Source organism: Haloplanus ruber (genome assembly GCF_024494725.1).
Lineage (GTDB): Archaea > Halobacteriota > Halobacteria > Halobacteriales > Haloferacaceae > Haloplanus > Haloplanus ruber.
Map to the genome: position 1 here is coordinate 43,018 of NZ_JANHDK010000005.1, position 15,225 is coordinate 58,242.

14 protein-coding genes are annotated in these 15,225 nt (G+C 66.4%); 8 read left to right on the forward strand and 6 right to left on the reverse strand.

The genetic code is table 11. The features are described 5' to 3' along the window. Positions 1-104: 104 nt before the first annotated feature. Positions 105-299 (forward strand): cold-shock protein, encoded by a 195-nt coding sequence (locus NO878_RS14955; protein WP_157690499.1) that lies wholly within the window; start codon positions 105-107, stop codon positions 297-299. Here the strand turns inward: NO878_RS14955 and NO878_RS14960 are convergent, their stop codons facing one another. Continuing rightward, positions 300-1,934 (reverse strand): spermidine synthase, encoded by a 1,635-nt coding sequence (locus tag NO878_RS14960; protein WP_256406772.1) that lies wholly within the window; start codon positions 1,932-1,934, stop codon positions 300-302. Between the two features lie 86 nt (positions 1,935-2,020). On the opposite strand from NO878_RS14960, the gene rdfA reads away from it, so the two are divergent. The 4 genes from rdfA (at position 2,021) to NO878_RS14980 (ending at position 5,406) form a co-directional block, all read left to right on the forward strand. Then, on the forward strand, positions 2,021-2,629 hold the full coding sequence (rdfA, locus tag NO878_RS14965) for a rod-determining factor RdfA (protein WP_256406773.1): 609 nt from the start codon (positions 2,021-2,023) through the stop codon (positions 2,627-2,629). Between the two features lie 87 nt (positions 2,630-2,716). Beyond that, the gene (locus NO878_RS14970) at positions 2,717-4,651 is read left to right on the forward strand and encodes an archaea-specific SMC-related protein (RefSeq protein WP_256406774.1); all 1,935 of its coding nucleotides are present in this window, start codon (positions 2,717-2,719) and stop codon (positions 4,649-4,651) included. A gap of 67 nt (positions 4,652-4,718) precedes the next feature. Then, a complete protein-coding gene (locus NO878_RS14975; protein WP_256406775.1) occupies positions 4,719-4,952 on the forward strand; it encodes a hypothetical protein in 234 nt (77 codons plus the stop codon). Between the two features lie 13 nt (positions 4,953-4,965). After that, positions 4,966-5,406 (forward strand): universal stress protein, encoded by a 441-nt coding sequence (locus tag NO878_RS14980; protein ID WP_256406776.1) that lies wholly within the window; start codon positions 4,966-4,968, stop codon positions 5,404-5,406. A gap of 13 nt (positions 5,407-5,419) precedes the next feature. On the opposite strand, the gene NO878_RS14985 is transcribed toward NO878_RS14980, so the two are convergent. Both NO878_RS14985 and NO878_RS14990 read right to left on the reverse strand, forming a co-directional pair. Next, positions 5,420-5,590 (reverse strand): hypothetical protein, encoded by a 171-nt coding sequence (locus NO878_RS14985; RefSeq protein ID WP_256406777.1) that lies wholly within the window; start codon positions 5,588-5,590, stop codon positions 5,420-5,422. A gap of 48 nt (positions 5,591-5,638) precedes the next feature. Then, the gene (locus tag NO878_RS14990; protein ID WP_256406778.1) at positions 5,639-6,106 is read right to left on the reverse strand and encodes a hypothetical protein; all 468 of its coding nucleotides are present in this window, start codon (positions 6,104-6,106) and stop codon (positions 5,639-5,641) included. Between the two features lie 80 nt (positions 6,107-6,186). On the opposite strand from NO878_RS14990, the gene NO878_RS14995 reads away from it, so the two are divergent. After that, positions 6,187-6,771 (forward strand): hypothetical protein, encoded by a 585-nt coding sequence (locus NO878_RS14995; protein WP_256406779.1) that lies wholly within the window; start codon positions 6,187-6,189, stop codon positions 6,769-6,771. A gap of 9 nt (positions 6,772-6,780) precedes the next feature. On the opposite strand, the gene NO878_RS15000 is transcribed toward NO878_RS14995, so the two are convergent. From NO878_RS15000 to solA, 3 genes are all read right to left on the reverse strand, one after another. Continuing rightward, positions 6,781-8,532 (reverse strand): BCCT family transporter, encoded by a 1,752-nt coding sequence (locus NO878_RS15000; RefSeq protein ID WP_256406780.1) that lies wholly within the window; start codon positions 8,530-8,532, stop codon positions 6,781-6,783. Between the two features lie 289 nt (positions 8,533-8,821). After that, entirely contained in the window at positions 8,822-11,374 is a 2,553-nt protein-coding gene (locus tag NO878_RS15005) for a GcvT family protein (RefSeq protein ID WP_256406781.1), read from the reverse strand. 71 nt (positions 11,375-11,445) lie between these two features. Further along, on the reverse strand, positions 11,446-12,588 hold the full coding sequence (gene solA, locus NO878_RS15010) for an N-methyl-L-tryptophan oxidase (protein WP_256406782.1): 1,143 nt from the start codon (positions 12,586-12,588) through the stop codon (positions 11,446-11,448). 189 nt (positions 12,589-12,777) lie between these two features. Here solA and NO878_RS15015 point away from each other — a divergent pair, with 189 nt between their 5' ends. Continuing rightward, positions 12,778-14,163, forward strand: a complete 1,386-nt coding sequence (locus NO878_RS15015) for an aminomethyltransferase family protein (RefSeq protein ID WP_256406783.1) — start codon at positions 12,778-12,780, stop codon at positions 14,161-14,163. Positions 14,164-14,216: 53 nt separating this feature from the next. Continuing rightward, the gene (locus NO878_RS15020; RefSeq protein ID WP_256406784.1) at positions 14,217-15,065 is read left to right on the forward strand and encodes a methylenetetrahydrofolate reductase; all 849 of its coding nucleotides are present in this window, start codon (positions 14,217-14,219) and stop codon (positions 15,063-15,065) included. The last annotated feature ends 160 nt before the right edge of the window (positions 15,066-15,225 follow it).

Consider the following 15,225-nt stretch of genomic DNA (forward strand, 5'->3'; position numbering starts at 1 on the left):
ATGCTGTCGCCTGTCACCGACTACCGGCCGATCCGGCCGCGTCCGAGTGCTCGGCCGTCGAATGCGGAACAGTTATGTGTGCAGTTCACCTCCGTCAGGTCGCAATGGCAAACGGTAAGGTTGATTTCTTCAACGACACTGGCGGCTACGGTTTCATCGACACTGAGGATGCTGACGAGGACGTTTTCTTCCACATGGAGGACGTCGGCGGTGAGGATCTGACCGAAGGGACCGAGATCGAATTCGACATCGAACAGGCCCCCAAGGGCCCGCGCGCGACGAACGTCGTTCGCGTATAACTACGGCGACACCGTCACCGCGCGGTGACGAACACACCCGCACTTCTCTCGAACGCCGACCGGCGAGCGGTCGCGCTGACTGCTCTGTCCCGTCCCGTTCTCGGCGTTTCGCTGGACCACGTAGCGACGGCCGACCATCGGGTCGAGGAGGGAGTCGACGGGCGCCCGGTCGTCCCGGAGGACGGGCACGTCGTCGGTCGGCGGCGGCGACCGGTAGTACGTGATCTCTCGCCGGAGGTCGATCCCGACGGCCCGGCGTTCGTTCCGGCGCTGTAACGCGTCCTCGGTGAGCCGCCGATCCGATTTCGTGGCGACGACCTCTACGTTCTGGACGACGCTTCCCTCGGCGGTGGGGAAGGTGTACACCTGCGGGTACACCTGTGCCATCGTCCGGTACTCCGCGCGGTAGAACTTCGAGGCCGGGCCGCTTGGCGCCGAGATCAGGTTGGCAAAGAGCACGCCGTCCGCGTCCAGTCGCGACTCGGCGAGACGCATGAACTCGACGGTGGTCAACTGGAAGGGAACCTTGTCTTTCTTGTAGGCGTCGAGGACGATCAGGTCGTAGGTGTGATTCGTCTCCCGGAGAAACTGCCGGCCGCCGACGTTGTGGACGTTGAGACGCTCGGACTCCGCTACGTCGAAGTAGCGCTTCGCGGTGTCGATCACCGCCGGGTCGAGTTCGGCGACGTCGACGGTGACGTTGTACTCCTCGGCGAAGTGTTTGGGGCCGGTGAACCCGCCGCCGCCGACGAACAACACCCGATCAACGTCCTCGGTCATGAGCATGGGAAGGTGGAAATAGCGGGTGTAGTCGAAGACGTGACGGTCGGGGTCGGCGACGTCCATCGCGCTGTGTGGCTGTCCATCGAGGTACAGCGTCCGCACGTCGCCCAACTGCGTGACTTCGAGTTCCTGGTAGGGCGTCTGTGTCTGGTAGAGGACGGGTCCGCCGGCGGAGACGCCCAGGCTACCGCTGACGCCGGCGCCCACCACGAGAACGGCGACGGCGACGCTCGCGACGGTCGGCTTCCGGCGCTCCCCCGTCCAGGTGAGCCACAGCGCCGTCCCGACGAGCAGGAGGCCGAACCCGACGCCGATGGTTTCCACCCCGAACGCGGGGATCAACGCGAACGTCGTGCCGAAGGCGCCGACGATGCTGCCGACGGTACCGACGGCATAGACGTGCCCCGACGCCGCCCCCACGCCCTCGGTGTCGGAGAGTTCGGCGGCGTAGGGGCTGATGAACCCCAGCAGATACGTCGGCGGCCCGAACAGAAGTATCACAGCGGGAAGAGAGGCAAAGCGGCCGGGCAGGGGCACGGCTCCGGCAGTCGCCAGTAGGATGTCGCTCGCGAACACCACGAGGGCGACGTAGGCGGCCGTCCCTATGAGCAGCCACGCGAGGCGTTCGTCGCTGGCGCGCTCGGCCGCCCGCTGCCCGCCGAGGTGATAGCCGAGCGAGAGCGCGGCGAGGAAGACGGCGATGATGCTCCCCCAGGTGTAGATGCTGGAGCCGAACTGTGGGGCGACGATCCGTCCGGCGAGAATCTCCAAGCCCATGCTGGCGACCCCCGAGATGAACACCGCGAGTTCGGGGCCCGACGGCCGACCGACGTACGCACGGAGCGACGCCATCATATCCCCTTTCGTCACGGGGCGGTTAAGCCTTGGTTCGATTCGGGCGCCGAACTTATCGGGACGACGCGTGTAGTTTCACGACGATGGGCGAGCGAGCGGACGACGCCGACGGCTGTAAGATCGACGACGTGTGTGCCCGTCGGGGGTTGTCGACGCTGCCCGAGCGCCTGGTCCGCCGCCGGCGGACGGCCGACGACAGCCTCCGTGACCTCGAACGGTTCTTCAACCGCGAGGTGCTCACGGCGGCGATGCGCGCGGCCGGGATGGAACTGCTCGACGACGAGGCGGCCAACGTCTACCGGCTGTTGACCGGCGACGACGTGAGCGACGCGGCGCGCACGGAAGCCCGGGACCGACTGACCCGCGCCGGCGTCGACGTGGCGCGCCTCCGCGCGGACTTCGTCACCTACGGCACCGTCCGCACGCATCTCCGGGGGTGTGCGGGCGTCGATACGAGTCGGGCGTCGGCGTCTGTCGACGAGCACACCGTCACCGACACCGTATTGGGCCTGTGTGGCCGCACCGAGGCCGTCGCCGAACGGGAACTCTCGCGACTGGCCGAGACGACGGCCCTGGAGACCGGCGATCTGTCGGTGTCGGTAGACGCACGCGTGACGTGCACGGACTGCGGTGAGGACTACCGCCTCCTGCGTCTGCTCGAACGCGGTGGGTGTTCCTGCGGTGATCGCTGAGCGTGGCTCCCCGACATCTAGGCACAAACGTAATAGGCCAGCCCCGACGTACGACGGACACACTCGACGGAAGACGTCGGACTCATCATGACTATCGACGAATCGAACGCCGAGGACGTGGAGATGTCGGTCAGTGTCCGGAACGTCGGCGGCATCGAGCAGGCGTCGGTGACGTTCGATCCCGGCATCACGGTCGTCGCGGGGGAGAACGCGTCGAATAAGTCCTCGTTGCTCGGGAGTCTGGGCGCCGTTCTCGGTGGCTCGCCGCCGCCGCTTCGGGGCGGTGCCGACGCCGGATCGGTGACGCTCGACCTCGACGGTGAGCGCTACACGGTCGAACTCGCCAGGGCGGCCGACGGCCGGCCCGTCGTCGACGACGCCACGCCCTACACGGCGGATCGAACCCTCGTCGATCACTTCGTCAGCCTCGACGAGGACAATCCCATCCGCCGAGCGGTCGTCGATGGCGGTGACCTCCACGACCTGCTCATGCGCCCGGTCGACACCGAGGCTATCGACGCCGAAATCGACCGCCTGCACGCGCAACGGACGGACCTCGACGAGCGGATCGCGGACCTCGACGACCGGGCCGACACCCTCCCCGAACTCGAGGTCCGCGCACGCCGCCTGCGGGAGCGACGCGACGAGGTGAGCACCCGCCTCGAATCGAAACGCGAGGCGCTCGCGGCGGCCGACTACCGGACAGCCGACGAAGCGACCCAGGACCTTCTCGACGCCCTCGAAGAGGCGCGAGCGGAGCGCGAGCGCCTCCGTGACCGCCGTGACACCAAGCGGCGCGCCGTCGAGTCTCTCCGCGACGACCTCGACGCCGTCGAGTCGGAGCTGTCGGCGCTGGACGCGGATCTCGGCGGTGAGAGCGTTCGGTCGCGGCTCGACGACGTGGCGTCCGACCTCTCGGCACTCCGGGAGCGTAAGGGTCGCCTCGACGAGACCATCGACGCTCTGCGACCGATCGTCGAGGTGAACCAAGCGCTGCTCGCCGACAGCCGATTGCCCGAGGGGTTCGACGAGGGCGAGGTGGTCGACCGCCTCGATCCCGAGTCGGAGGCGATCACCTGCTGGACCTGTGGCCAGTCGGTCGCCAGAACCGACGTCCGCGAGCAGGTGGAAGCTGTCGAGGCCATCCTCCAGGCGAAACGGGAGGAACGCGCGACCGTCGAGGAGCGCATCGAGGCGTGTCGGGGGCGGCGCTCGGACCTCGAAGCTCGCCTCGAAGAGCGGTCGGATCTCGCCGAGCGACGGCGGCACCTCGAACGCGAGGTCGAAGAGCGCGAACGCGCGCTGTCGGATCTCGGGGAGCGCATCGACACTGTCGACGAGCGGATTCGCGACCTGGAGGCGGATCTCGACGGGGCCGAGGCTGACGACGACCTACTCGACCGGCACCGCGAGGTGGGCGACCTAGAGTACGAACGGGGCCGTCTCGAACGGGACCTCGCGGCGGTCGAGGACGACATCGAGGCCGCCGAGGCGGCCGCGGCGGAGGCCGACACGCTCCGCGAGGAGCGGGCGGAGATCCGTGACCGACTCAGTGACCTTCGCGACCGGATCGACCGGATCGAGCGCGAGGCCGTCGAGACGGTCAACGAGTGCATGGAGCGGGTTCTCGACCGCCTCGACTACGACGGGATCGAACGCGTCTGGATCGACCGCCGGAGCGACGACCACGAGACGGTCTTCGACCTGCAGGTGGTGCGGACGAGTGACGACGGCACCGTCTACCGGGCCGCGGTCGACACCCTGAGCAAGAGCGAACGCGAGGTAGTCGGCCTGGTCATCGCGCTCTCGGGCTATCTCGTCCACGACGTGTCGGCGACGGTGCCGGTCGTCGTCGTCGACGCTATCGAGATGCTCGACGCCGAGCGCATCCGTGGCCTCCTCGACTTTTTCGACGACCACGCCCGGTATGTCGTCGCGGCGGCGCTCCCCGAGGAGGCCGAGCACCTCCGCCCGGCGTTCGACACCGTCTCCCTCGAATCGCCGGGAATCGCCACACAGTGACGCCGTACTGCCGGACACGGCCGTCCCGAACCGCGCGGCTTACGTGCCAAGTGTCGCTGGGATTTCGATGCCGATAGACTCCCTGCCGACGCCCGAACCCGGCCGCCCGGTGCGCCTCAGCCGATCCTTCCGGTCGTCGGGGGGTGACCCGTCCGGACGACCGGAGCGATACGACGCGTGTCGACGCGGTGACGACGTGGACCCCCTCACAGGACTGTTCGGCGGCGCTGACGCCGGAACCGAGGAGTCGCGTGACGCTGGCCCCCAAGTTATTTGCTCCCATCAGGAGAACGACTGGTAAGGAAGTTAGATAGATGTACGAGAGTATTCTGATCCCGTTCGACGGGAGCGACGAGGCACGGAAGGGGGCCGTACACGGCATCGACCTCGCGGCGACCTGTGGCGCGACGGTCCACGCACTCTATGTCATCGACCTCCCGGGCGCACCGCGGACGGTGTACCTCCGGGACGACGAGGACGAGATGCGCGAGCGCTACCGCGAGTACGGCGAGGAGGTGACCGGCGAAGTCTGCGAGATGGCTGCCGAGAAGGGCCTCGACTGTAAGACCGTAATTCGGAGCGGATCGCCGGGCGAAGAAATCGTCGACTGCGCCAAAGACGAGGGGATGGACGCCATCGTTCTCGGCAGTGCCTACCGGGGCCGGTTGGGGGCGCTGCTCGGCAGCACGGCGGAGAAGGTGGTTCGGACCGCCGAGACGCCAGTCGTGACGGTTCGCGAACAGATGAACGACTGACTGGTGGCCGTCCTCACGTCGCGGGGTCCCGCCGGAGTTGGCGCTCGCGAAGGTAGATGAGGATGCTCGCGCTCAGAAAGGTGGCTCCGGCAACGTTGAGGTGCCCTGCCGCCATCTGCCACAGCGCGACGGCGAACGCTGCGACAATCAACAGTGCCAGGGCCGTTGGAATGACCTCGGGCATGGAGTGTGTCGGGTCCACGCGTCACAGGGTGAAAAGTCCCACTCCCGGTCAGTAGGAGTGCTTGAACTCCCAGTGATACTGGCAGTTCGGACAGGTCGCCCACTCGGGGATATCGAAGTCTTCCGGGTGGCGCTGGCCGTGTTGCATCGACGCCCGACAGACCGGACAGGTAAGCCCCAGCAACTCCAAGTCCCCGAATCGCTCGGCGGGGAGGTCGAGTCGACACTCCGGGCAGTCGATGGCGCCGCGCGAGTCGGCTTGGAGGATGCCGGCCGTACAGTCCGGACAGCGGAGGGTCGCCGGCGGACGGTACTCCCAGCCGGTGTCGCCGTCGATGGTCGTGGTGTGTGTTTCGACGCTGGACAGTCGGAACTTGTTCGGGCCGTCACCGGCTCGTAACGGTGCGGCCAGTCGCTCGGCGAGTTGTCGGAGCGCGGCGAGAAGCCACCGGAGCGCGGCAGTCGTTCGACTGCCAGCCGCCTCTCCGACCCCGTGTGCGTCCGCGTCGTCGGCCACTACACAGTGTAAGAGAAGCAACAGCATAAATCGTCGGGGGCGGGGACAGGCTTTCCCCAGCGCCCGTCCAAGCCGTGGCCGTGTTACGTTCGCGCCGACGGGCCGGGCAGCGGTGGACGGTGGGCGCCGTCGCCCTCACACCGCTCCAGTGGGGCATCGACCCGACGAGCGCTGTCTCCAGCGGTCCGGCGCGGGCGGCCGCGTCGTTTCTCCTCGTGGCGGGCGTCGCGGCAGCGGTTCGGTACTGGCGGCCGGGACTGGTCGAACGGGCGGTCGACGGGGCGCTGGATCGACCGCTCGTCACCCCGCTGTACGGCGTCGCTGCGGCCATCTTCGGGTGGATCGCGGTGGCGTACGTCTTCGGGCAGGCGCTTCGAGTCGGCGGTGGGGTCGGCCGGGTCGCCGTCTTTCTCGGTGTCTGGGTGGCCCTCGTCGTCGGCGCGTTCGGCTTCGTCGTCGTCGGAACCGGGGTGACGACGATTCTCACCGGCCGCCGTTCGTGGGGCGGGCCGCTCGCTGGTGCGGGCGTGAGCGCGCTCGTCCTGTTGGTGCTCCCGGATCGACTGGGACTGATCGTTTGGGGGGTCGTCGCCGCGACGGGACTCGGCGGATCGGCACGCCGCTGGCTTCGTGCCTCGGCGTCGGTCGAACAGGTAACGGAGTAGGTAGAGTGGTTAGTCGCTGCTGGCCGGGTCGTCGCCGTCCCGCACGTCCGTTACCATCTCGTCGCCGGCTGTCACCACGTCGACGTTATCACGATCGGTGAGTTCGTCGATGGTTTCGGCGAACTCCTCGGATTCGAGAATCTCGTACTCGTTGCTGAGCCCGAGGTAGACGGTGTAACACATCAGACAGAGGATGATGGCGAAGGGAAGGCCGGTCGTGATGGCGGCCGTCTGGAGCGCCGTCAGGCCGCCGCCGTAGAGCAGGATGGCGGCGACGGCACCCTCGGTAACGGCCCAGAAGATGCGCTGGACGCGGGGCACGTCGTGTTTGCCGCCGGAGGTCAGGTGGTCGATGACCAGCGAGCCGGAGTCGGAGGAGGTGACGAAGAAGGTGACCACCAAGAGGGTCGCGAGAATGCCCGAGACAGCGCCGAGCGGGAACTGTTCGAGCATGGCGAACATGGCGACCGTCTGGCCGAGTTCGTTGTAGGTCGCGAGCGCCGCGCCGTTGCCCTGCAGCGAGTTGAACAGGGCAGCCCCGCCGAACGTCGAGAGCCAGATGGTGGAGAAAATCGCCGGCAGCACGAGGACGCCCATCACGAACTGTCGGATGGTCCGGCCTTTCGAGATGCGGGCGATGAACATCCCGACGAACGGCGACCACGCGATCCACCAGCCCCAGTAGAAGACGGTCCAGGCGGTGACCGTCCCCCCACCAGGCGCGAGGGTGCCGCGGAAGAAGCCGAGCGCGAGAATGTTACCGAAGTACGCGCCGAGTCCTTCGACCCACGCGCCGAAGATGTACACCGTCGGCCCCACGATCAGGAGGAAGCCGAGCAGGGCGAACATCAGATAGAGGTTGATCGTGCTCAGACGCTTGACCCCGCCGTCGAGGCCGGCCGCGACCGAGAGGGTCGCGATGCCGGTGATGCCGGCGATGAGGAGCACCTGGACGAACGTGTTCGTCGGAATGGAAATGAGACCGAGGAGGTCGCCGCCGACGTAGGAGAGCCCCTGGTTCACCTGCGCCACGCCGAGACCGAGTGAGGTAGCCAGGCCGAACAGCGTCGCAAACACCGTCACGAGGTCGATGACGTGGCCCGGCCAGTCGTAGATGCGGTCACCGAGCAGGGGCCAGAAGATGGAGCGGAACGTGAGCGGCAGGCCACGATTGAACGAGAAGAACGCGAGGCCGAGGCCGACGAGGCCGTAGATGGCCCACGGATGGAAGCCCCAGTGGAAGAACGTCTGGGCGAGTGCCGCCGACGCCGCCGCCCCGGTCCCCGCCTCGGCGCCCCAGAAGCCGGGGACGTTTTGGAGGTAGTAGAGCGGTTCGGAGACGCTGAAAAACATGAGACCGATCCCCATGCCGGCGCTGAACAGCATTGCCATCCACGAGAAGTCGCTGAACTCCTTTTCGGCTTCGACGCCGCCGATTTTGATCTTGCCGTACTTGCTGAACGCGAAAAAGAGGAGAACGACGATAAAGAGGTTCACCGCCAGCAGGTAGAACCAGCCGAAGTTCTCGCCGATGAAGTTGAACAGGGCCGTGTACATCGAGGCGGCCTGATCCCCGAGCAGGATCGTGATCGAGATAAACAACGCGATGATCACGAGCGCAACCGGGAAGACGACTGGGTGGATGTCGAACCCGAGCGCTTGGATGTTGGTGTCGCCTGGTTCGCGGTCGGATTCGGGGTGGAACAGCTCTACCTGTAGCCCCTCGGACATCTCGCCAGTCGTGTCGTCTGATTCAGCCATGCCATCCCTCCGTCCGGCAGTTGCCGGTCGTCCGTCGTAAGTTGCTCATGGGTCGTATGTTCGTATCGTCGGTTGTCGTGCTGTGCGCCGACCGCTCGCCCATCTCGGCCACATGCGGGGGTCGTCGTTGCCTGCCTATGGATAGCTCCACCCATGGCAGGAAGCCACATGGGTACCTCTTGGTTGTGTCAGATAAAGCTTGGTGTTTCCCGAACTGTCGTTCCTGCGGCGCCGGGCGGCCGACGGGACCGCCCCGTCGTCGCTTCGGTACCGGATCTACGCCACCCGGCTACCGGACGATCTTCTCCCGACCGGGGTCGAACAGCGGTTCCTCGCGCACGGTGGCGTCGTACGTCTCCCCTTCACAGGTGACCTGCACCGCGGTGCCGGGCGTCGCGTGCTCCTTCGGCACATATGTGTAGGCGACCGAGGCGCCGACGCTGTAGCCGTAGTCGGCGGCTTGGACGTAGCCGAGCGTCTCGCCGTCTTTCGTGACGGGGCGGCCGCTCAGCAGCCGATCCGTGGAGTCATCGAGCGTGAGGGGGACGATTCGGCTATCGACTCCCGACTCACGGCGCTCGGTCAGCGCGGCCTTCCCGACGAAGTCGGTGTCCGTGTCGACGGCGAACCCGAGGCCGGCGGCGACCGGTCCCACGTCGGTGTCGATGTCCGTCCCCCAGAGTCGATAGCCCTTCTCTAGGCGCATCGACTCCAGCGCGCCGCCGCCCATGGGGCGCACGTCGAGGTCCTGGCCTGCCTCCCACAGGGTCTCCCAGAGGCGGTCGCCGTACTCCGCGGGCGCCCACAGTTCCCAGCCGAGTTCGCCGACGTAGGAGACCCGGAGCGCGAGCACCGGCACCTCGCCGACGTACAGTCGCTTGGCCGAGAAGTAGGGGAACCCCTCGTCGGAGACGTCGGCTTCGGTCACCCGCTGGAGCAGGAGCCGCGACTTCGGCCCCCAGAGTCCGACGGTGGTGCGTGCGCCCTCCTCGACGGTGACCGAGACGGTATCGGGCGCGTGTTCCTTCAGCCACCCTCCGTGAATCCCTGGCGAGTTGCCGCCCCCGGTCGTCACCACGAACTCGTCTTCGCCGAGGCGGACGACGGTGACGTCCGCGAGGATGGTCCCTCCCTCGTTCAGGAGGAGTGAGTACCGCACCCGCCCCGGATCGACGTCGATATCGTTGGTACAGACCCACTGGAGGAAATCGACGGCCTCCGGACCCTCGACGGTGATCGAACTGAACGACGACATATCGAACATGGAGACGTGTTCGCGGGTGTGGCAGTGTTCGGCGCCCTCGATGGGCGAGCGGTTGATCGCCTCCCACCCCTCCTGTTCGGGGATGCGGTCCGCGTACCGGTCGACGAGGTCGGCGTTGGATTCGTACCACTGAGCCGACTCCCAGCCGCCCTGCTGGACGAACTCGGCCCCGAGGTCAGCCTGCCGGTGATGGAAGGGGCTCCGCCGAAGGCCGCGGTGGTCGCTCGGTTGCCAGTTCGGTTCGACGATGCTGTACACCTGTCGGTACCGCGTTGCGCCCCGGTCGACGAAGTAGGACTTGCTGCCGGCGTGAGGTTCGAACCGGTTCACGTGGATGGCACCCGTATCGACGGGACCGTCGGGGAGTTTCGGGACACCCGTCTCCATCCACTCTGCAAGGATCTTGCCGTAGCCCCCGGAGTGGGTCCACCAGACGGCGAGACCGGTCCACAGGCCGTCGACCGCCGCCGTCTCGCCCAGCACCGGCATTCCGTCGGGGGTAAACACGAAGATGCCGTTCTCGGTCGCCGCGAAGTCGACGTCCTCGGTGACCGGGAGGAGTTCCTCGAAGGCTCGCTTGGGCGACGTGTCGCGGTCGGGGTGGGTCGCCCGCTCCCAGTGTTCGTCGGTGAAGTCGTGGACCGACGCCTGCCGCTCTGCGGTGTTTTTCCCCATGGCGTCGGGATCGACCGTCAGCGACTCGTGGTTGTAGGACCCGAGGCCGAGCGCGTCGCCGTGGGTCCGGAAGTACAGCGAGTGGTCCTGATCGCGGCCGACCGGGCGGCTGGGTCCCTTGCCCATCGCGTCGGCGATGCGGTGGTCGCCGGGCACCTCCAAGTCGCCGGTGTCGACGCGGGTCGCTGACTCCACGCCGGCCAGTTCGTCGAGCGGTTCGGTGACCGTATACTGGTGTTCGACGGGCGCGATAGGGAGGTCGACGCCCGCCAACTGGCCCGTGCGGTAGCCCCAGTTGTTGGTCGCGAGCACACAGCGGTCACACGCGATGGTTCCTCGGTCAGTTTCGACTGCGGTCACCTCGCCGCCGGTCACGTCGAGGTCGGTCACCGTCGTGTGCCCGTGGAAGTCGGCGTCAGACTGCTCAATGTACCACTGGAGGGCGGCGACGCCGTCGACCCGGCCGTCGGTCGGCGAGTAGTACCCGCCGCGGATGGCGTCTTCGTCTACCAGCGGGAGGTAGTCGGTTACCTCCGCCGGTGTCAGCAGTTGCGGGTCGGGCAGCCCGTAGGCGGTGGCGTGTTCGACCCGTCGCTGGAGGAAGTCCATCCGTTCTGCCGAGCGTGCGACCTCGATACCGCCGACCTCGTCGTAGACGCCGGCGTCGGCGAGCAGGCGACTGGTGTAGTGAGCCGTCTTCGTCATGAGCTTCGACGGCGACGTCTGGAACATGATACCGGGGGCGTGTGTCGACGAGCCGCCGGTGACCGGCAGCGGTCCCTGATCGACGACGACCACGTCCTCGGCGCCGAGTTCCGAGAGGTGATACGCGACGCTGCAGCCGACCGCGCCGGCACCGACGACGACGGTTCGTGCCGATTCCGGGAGTGTGTCCGCACTCATAGAACGTCCCGTACGTCTCGCCGAACCCGTCAAAAGGTTCCGGGTGCCTCACCTGCGACGTTTAATTCAGCTCACTCGAACCGGTCCAGACGGAACATCTCGATGGCGTGATCGGTATCGCCGTCGGCGGTCAGATCCGCGAGAATCTCGCCGATGACGCTCGCGAACTTGAAGCCGTGACCCGAGAAGCCGGCGCCGACGGTCACCTGCGGATGTTCGGGCAGGGTATCGAGGATGAAGTGTTCGTCGGGGGTGTTGGTGAACATGCAGGTGGCGAGGCTCATCGTCGGCCCGGCGGCTTCGGGGAAGTACTTCTCGGTGAAGTCTCGCAGGAGCACCTCGTCGGCCCGGCCGGGGTCGGTGTCGTAGTCGTCCGGGTCGACCGTCTCGTCGAAGTGGTGGTACTTCCCGAGTTTGAACCCGGGCACGTCGTAGACCGGGAAGCCGTAGAATCGACCTTCCGGAACCTCGATGTTCCACACGGGGAGGGTTTCAGGCTCGAACAGTTCGGGTGTCTGCGGCTGGAACCACGCGAGCGCCTGCCGTTCCGGCACCGCCAGTCCCGACAGGGCGTCGGCGAGCTTGTAGTTCCACGCCCCCGCCGCGAGGACGAGCCGTTCGGCCTCGTAGACCGCCTTGTCGGTCCAGACGCGAACGCCGCCGTCGGCGGTCGGCACCCAGTCCTGGACGGCCTCGCGGGCCCGAATCTCGGCGCCTGCGGCCTGTGCCTGCTCCGTGTGTCCGATGATGGACTGCTCGGGGACGACGAAGCCGCCGTCCTCTTGGTAGAGCGCGCGGTAGTCCGCCGGAAGGTCGTAGCCGGGGAACCGCTCGTTTAGCTCCGCGCCCGTCAACACCTCGTGTGGGATGTCGTGTTCCTCACAGGAGCGGCGCGACCCCTCGAACACCACGTTCCCCTGCGGCCCGGCGTCGATAGAGCCGGTCCGGTGGATCACGGGTCGTCCCGTCTCCTCGGCCAACTCGTCCCAAAGCTCGTACGCCCGCTCGATCAGTGGGATGTAGGATGGATGCTCGTAGTACGCCCGCCGGATGATCCGGGTGATGCCGTGCGAGGAGCCCTGCGTGTGCGGGATATCGAACCGCTCCAGTCCCAGCACATCGATTCCCCGGTCGGCTAGGTGATACGCGGTTGCGCTGCCCATGCCCCCGACGCCGACGACGATCACGTCCCGACGCTCGTCGTTCGAACTCATACGGCGCGGTTTGGAGGGGAGGGTATTGACGCTTTGGTCCGGTTGCACGGATCGGGAACGAGCTCAAATTAACAGCACTATCTTTGTTACTATCTACCGGCGCGCGACCATCGTCTACGGGCGCTGACTTATACGCCCGAGATAACGCAGGTGTACGCTTATGTGTGGACAGAATAACTATCATTATCGATGACACATAACGACTCCGCGGCGGCCGGTGGTCACCCGAATCACCCGGAGATCGACCAGTCGGATCGGACGCTCCCCCGGAACCTGCGGCAAACCGGCGACCCGGGAATCGAAATGCTCGTCTCGACGCGGGTCCGAAAGTCGCCCTTTTTCGATAAGTCGTTCAACGAGGAGGGGGCGTGGCGCTGTACGGTATACAATCGGATCTACCACCCACGGGGATTCGTCGACCCCGAAGACGGCGGCGCGATGAAGGAGTACGAGGCGCTGACAGAGAGCGTGACGCTGTGGGACGTCGCGGTCGAGCGACAGATCCGGGTGAAAGGACCCGATGCCGAGGCACTCACCGACTACGTCATCACGCGTGACGCGACGGGGATCGATCCGATGCACGGGAAGTACGTCATCCTCTGTAACGAGGACGGCGGCATCCTGAACGACCCGATCCTCCTCCGGGTCGCGGACGACGAGTTCTGGTTTTCCATCTCCGACTCGACGCTCATGCAGTGGCTCCAGGGCGTCAACGTCGGGATGGACTTCGACGTCGAAATCGACGAAATCGACGTAGCCCCGATGCAGATCCAGGGGCCACTCTCGGAGGACGTGTTGGTCGACGTCGTGGGCGAGGCGGTCAGCGACATCCCCTACTACGGGCTGATGGAGGCGGAGATAAACGGCTGTCCGGTGCTGGTGAGTCAGACCGGCTTCTCCGGCGAGAAGGGGTTCGAGATCTACGTCAGGGACGCGAGCGAGAACGCCGAGCGGGTGTGGGATCCGGTGATGGAGACGGTCAAGGCCCACGGCGGCCGACAGATCGCACCGGGACACCACCGCCGGATCGCGGCGGGCATCCTCTCGTGGGGGCAGGACATGGACCACGAGACGTCGCCGTTCCAGGTCAACCTCGGCTATCAGGTTCCCGACGACAAGGAGGCCGATTATGTCGGCAAGGAAGCACTCGAACGTCAGCAGGAACTGATCGAGAACGGCGAGTATCCATTCTCCCTCAAGATGGTCGGGCTGAAGATCGCCGGGGAGCCGATCCGGGAGTACGCGCCGGACTTTTGGATCGTCTCCGACCCCGACACCGGCAAGGAGTGTGGCTACATGACCTCGCCGTGGTGGAACCCCGACCTCGAAACCAACATCGGGCTGGGGTTCGTGCCCGCCGAGACACTGCAGGCCGAGACGGACGCCCTGCTCGGCGACGAAATCTACGAGGAGGATCTCGATCTGGAGTTCGCGGTCCATCTGCCCGACGAGTACGCCGAGGAGCCGGGAGACCCCGTGTACGCAACCGTCGCGGAGGTGCCGTTCAAGGAGTCGGTCAACCCGAGCGCCCGCGAGCAGGCGAAACTGAACGCCCGTCAGGACGCCACGGAGTAGCCCCCGACAGCCCTAACAGCCAGCCGACCTAACGTCAGACGCCCGGATTCGACATGTCTCTCACCACACACGCCGACGACGCATCGAGCCTGCTCGTCGACCCGCGGTTCGAGCTGATGCCCTTCGACAGCTTCGAGGGGCAGATGGAGCAACTCCCCGAGGGCGCCGAGATTGCGGTCACCGCCTCGCCACAGCTCGGCCTCGACGCCACGGTGGAGTGGTCGGAGAAGGCAGCGGCGCGTGGCTACGATCCCATTCCGCACCTCGCCGCCCGCTACGTGCGGGACGCGGACCACCTCGACGAGATGGCCGGGCGACTCGCCGACGCGGGCGTCACCGATATCTTCGTCCCGGGTGGGGACCGCGAAGACCCCATCGGCGAGTTCGAGGCGGCTCACGACCTCCTCGTGGCTCTCGACGACCTCGATTACTCCTTCGAGGAGGTGGGTATCACCGGCTACCCCGAAGGACACGACTTTCTCGACGACCGGACGCTAGCCACGGCCATGGAGCGGAAAGCCCCCCACGCGACGTATCTCACGACGCAACTCTGTTACGACCCCGAGACAATCCGGCGGTGGATCGAGGGGGTCCGTGACCGCGGGATCGACCTCCCCGTCGAAGTCGGTATTCCCGGCGTGATGAAGTACCAGCGCCTGCTGAGCATCTCCCAGAAGGTTGGCGTCGGCGATTCGGTGCGCTTTCTCCGCAAGACCAGCGGTATCGTCGGGTTTGTCCGCCAACTCGTCGGATCGCGCGGGAAATACACCCCCGACGACCTGGTCGACGGGCTGGCACCGTACGCTGCCGACCCCGACTACGGCATCCGGGGCCTCCACATCTACACGTTCAACCAAACGGCCGACACCGAGGCGTGGCGTCGCGGACGGATCGACGAGTGACGAGCAACCTCACGGAGAACCGACCGAATGATTCGTTCGCAAGAATATATCGGTCGGATCGTCACCACACCATCGTGTTGGCTGAAAAACACGAACACGTTACTTAAGAGCCTCACGTGAGACAGGTCAGGGACTTTGGGGTCACGTCGTCGATGTGATG

Bases quoted from the DNA above. Each gene is read 5' to 3' on its own strand.
- NO878_RS14955 (WP_157690499.1), top strand. From the start codon at position 105: ATGGCAAACGGTAAGGTTGATTTCTTCAACGACACTGGCGGCTACGGT.
- NO878_RS14960 (WP_256406772.1), bottom strand. From the start codon at position 1,934: ATGGCGTCGCTCCGTGCGTACGTCGGTCGGCCGTCGGGCCCCGAACTC.
- rdfA (WP_256406773.1), top strand. From the start codon at position 2,021: ATGGGCGAGCGAGCGGACGACGCCGACGGCTGTAAGATCGACGACGTG.
- NO878_RS14970 (WP_256406774.1), top strand. From the start codon at position 2,717: ATGACTATCGACGAATCGAACGCCGAGGACGTGGAGATGTCGGTCAGT.
- NO878_RS14975 (WP_256406775.1), top strand. From the start codon at position 4,719: ATGCCGATAGACTCCCTGCCGACGCCCGAACCCGGCCGCCCGGTGCGC.
- NO878_RS14980 (WP_256406776.1), top strand. From the start codon at position 4,966: ATGTACGAGAGTATTCTGATCCCGTTCGACGGGAGCGACGAGGCACGG.
- NO878_RS14985 (WP_256406777.1), bottom strand. From the start codon at position 5,590: ATGCCCGAGGTCATTCCAACGGCCCTGGCACTGTTGATTGTCGCAGCG.
- NO878_RS15000 (WP_256406780.1), bottom strand. From the start codon at position 8,532: ATGGCTGAATCAGACGACACGACTGGCGAGATGTCCGAGGGGCTACAG.
- NO878_RS15005 (WP_256406781.1), bottom strand. From the start codon at position 11,374: ATGAGTGCGGACACACTCCCGGAATCGGCACGAACCGTCGTCGTCGGT.
- solA (WP_256406782.1), bottom strand. From the start codon at position 12,588: ATGAGTTCGAACGACGAGCGTCGGGACGTGATCGTCGTCGGCGTCGGG.
- NO878_RS15015 (WP_256406783.1), top strand. From the start codon at position 12,778: ATGACACATAACGACTCCGCGGCGGCCGGTGGTCACCCGAATCACCCG.
- NO878_RS15020 (WP_256406784.1), top strand. From the start codon at position 14,217: ATGTCTCTCACCACACACGCCGACGACGCATCGAGCCTGCTCGTCGAC.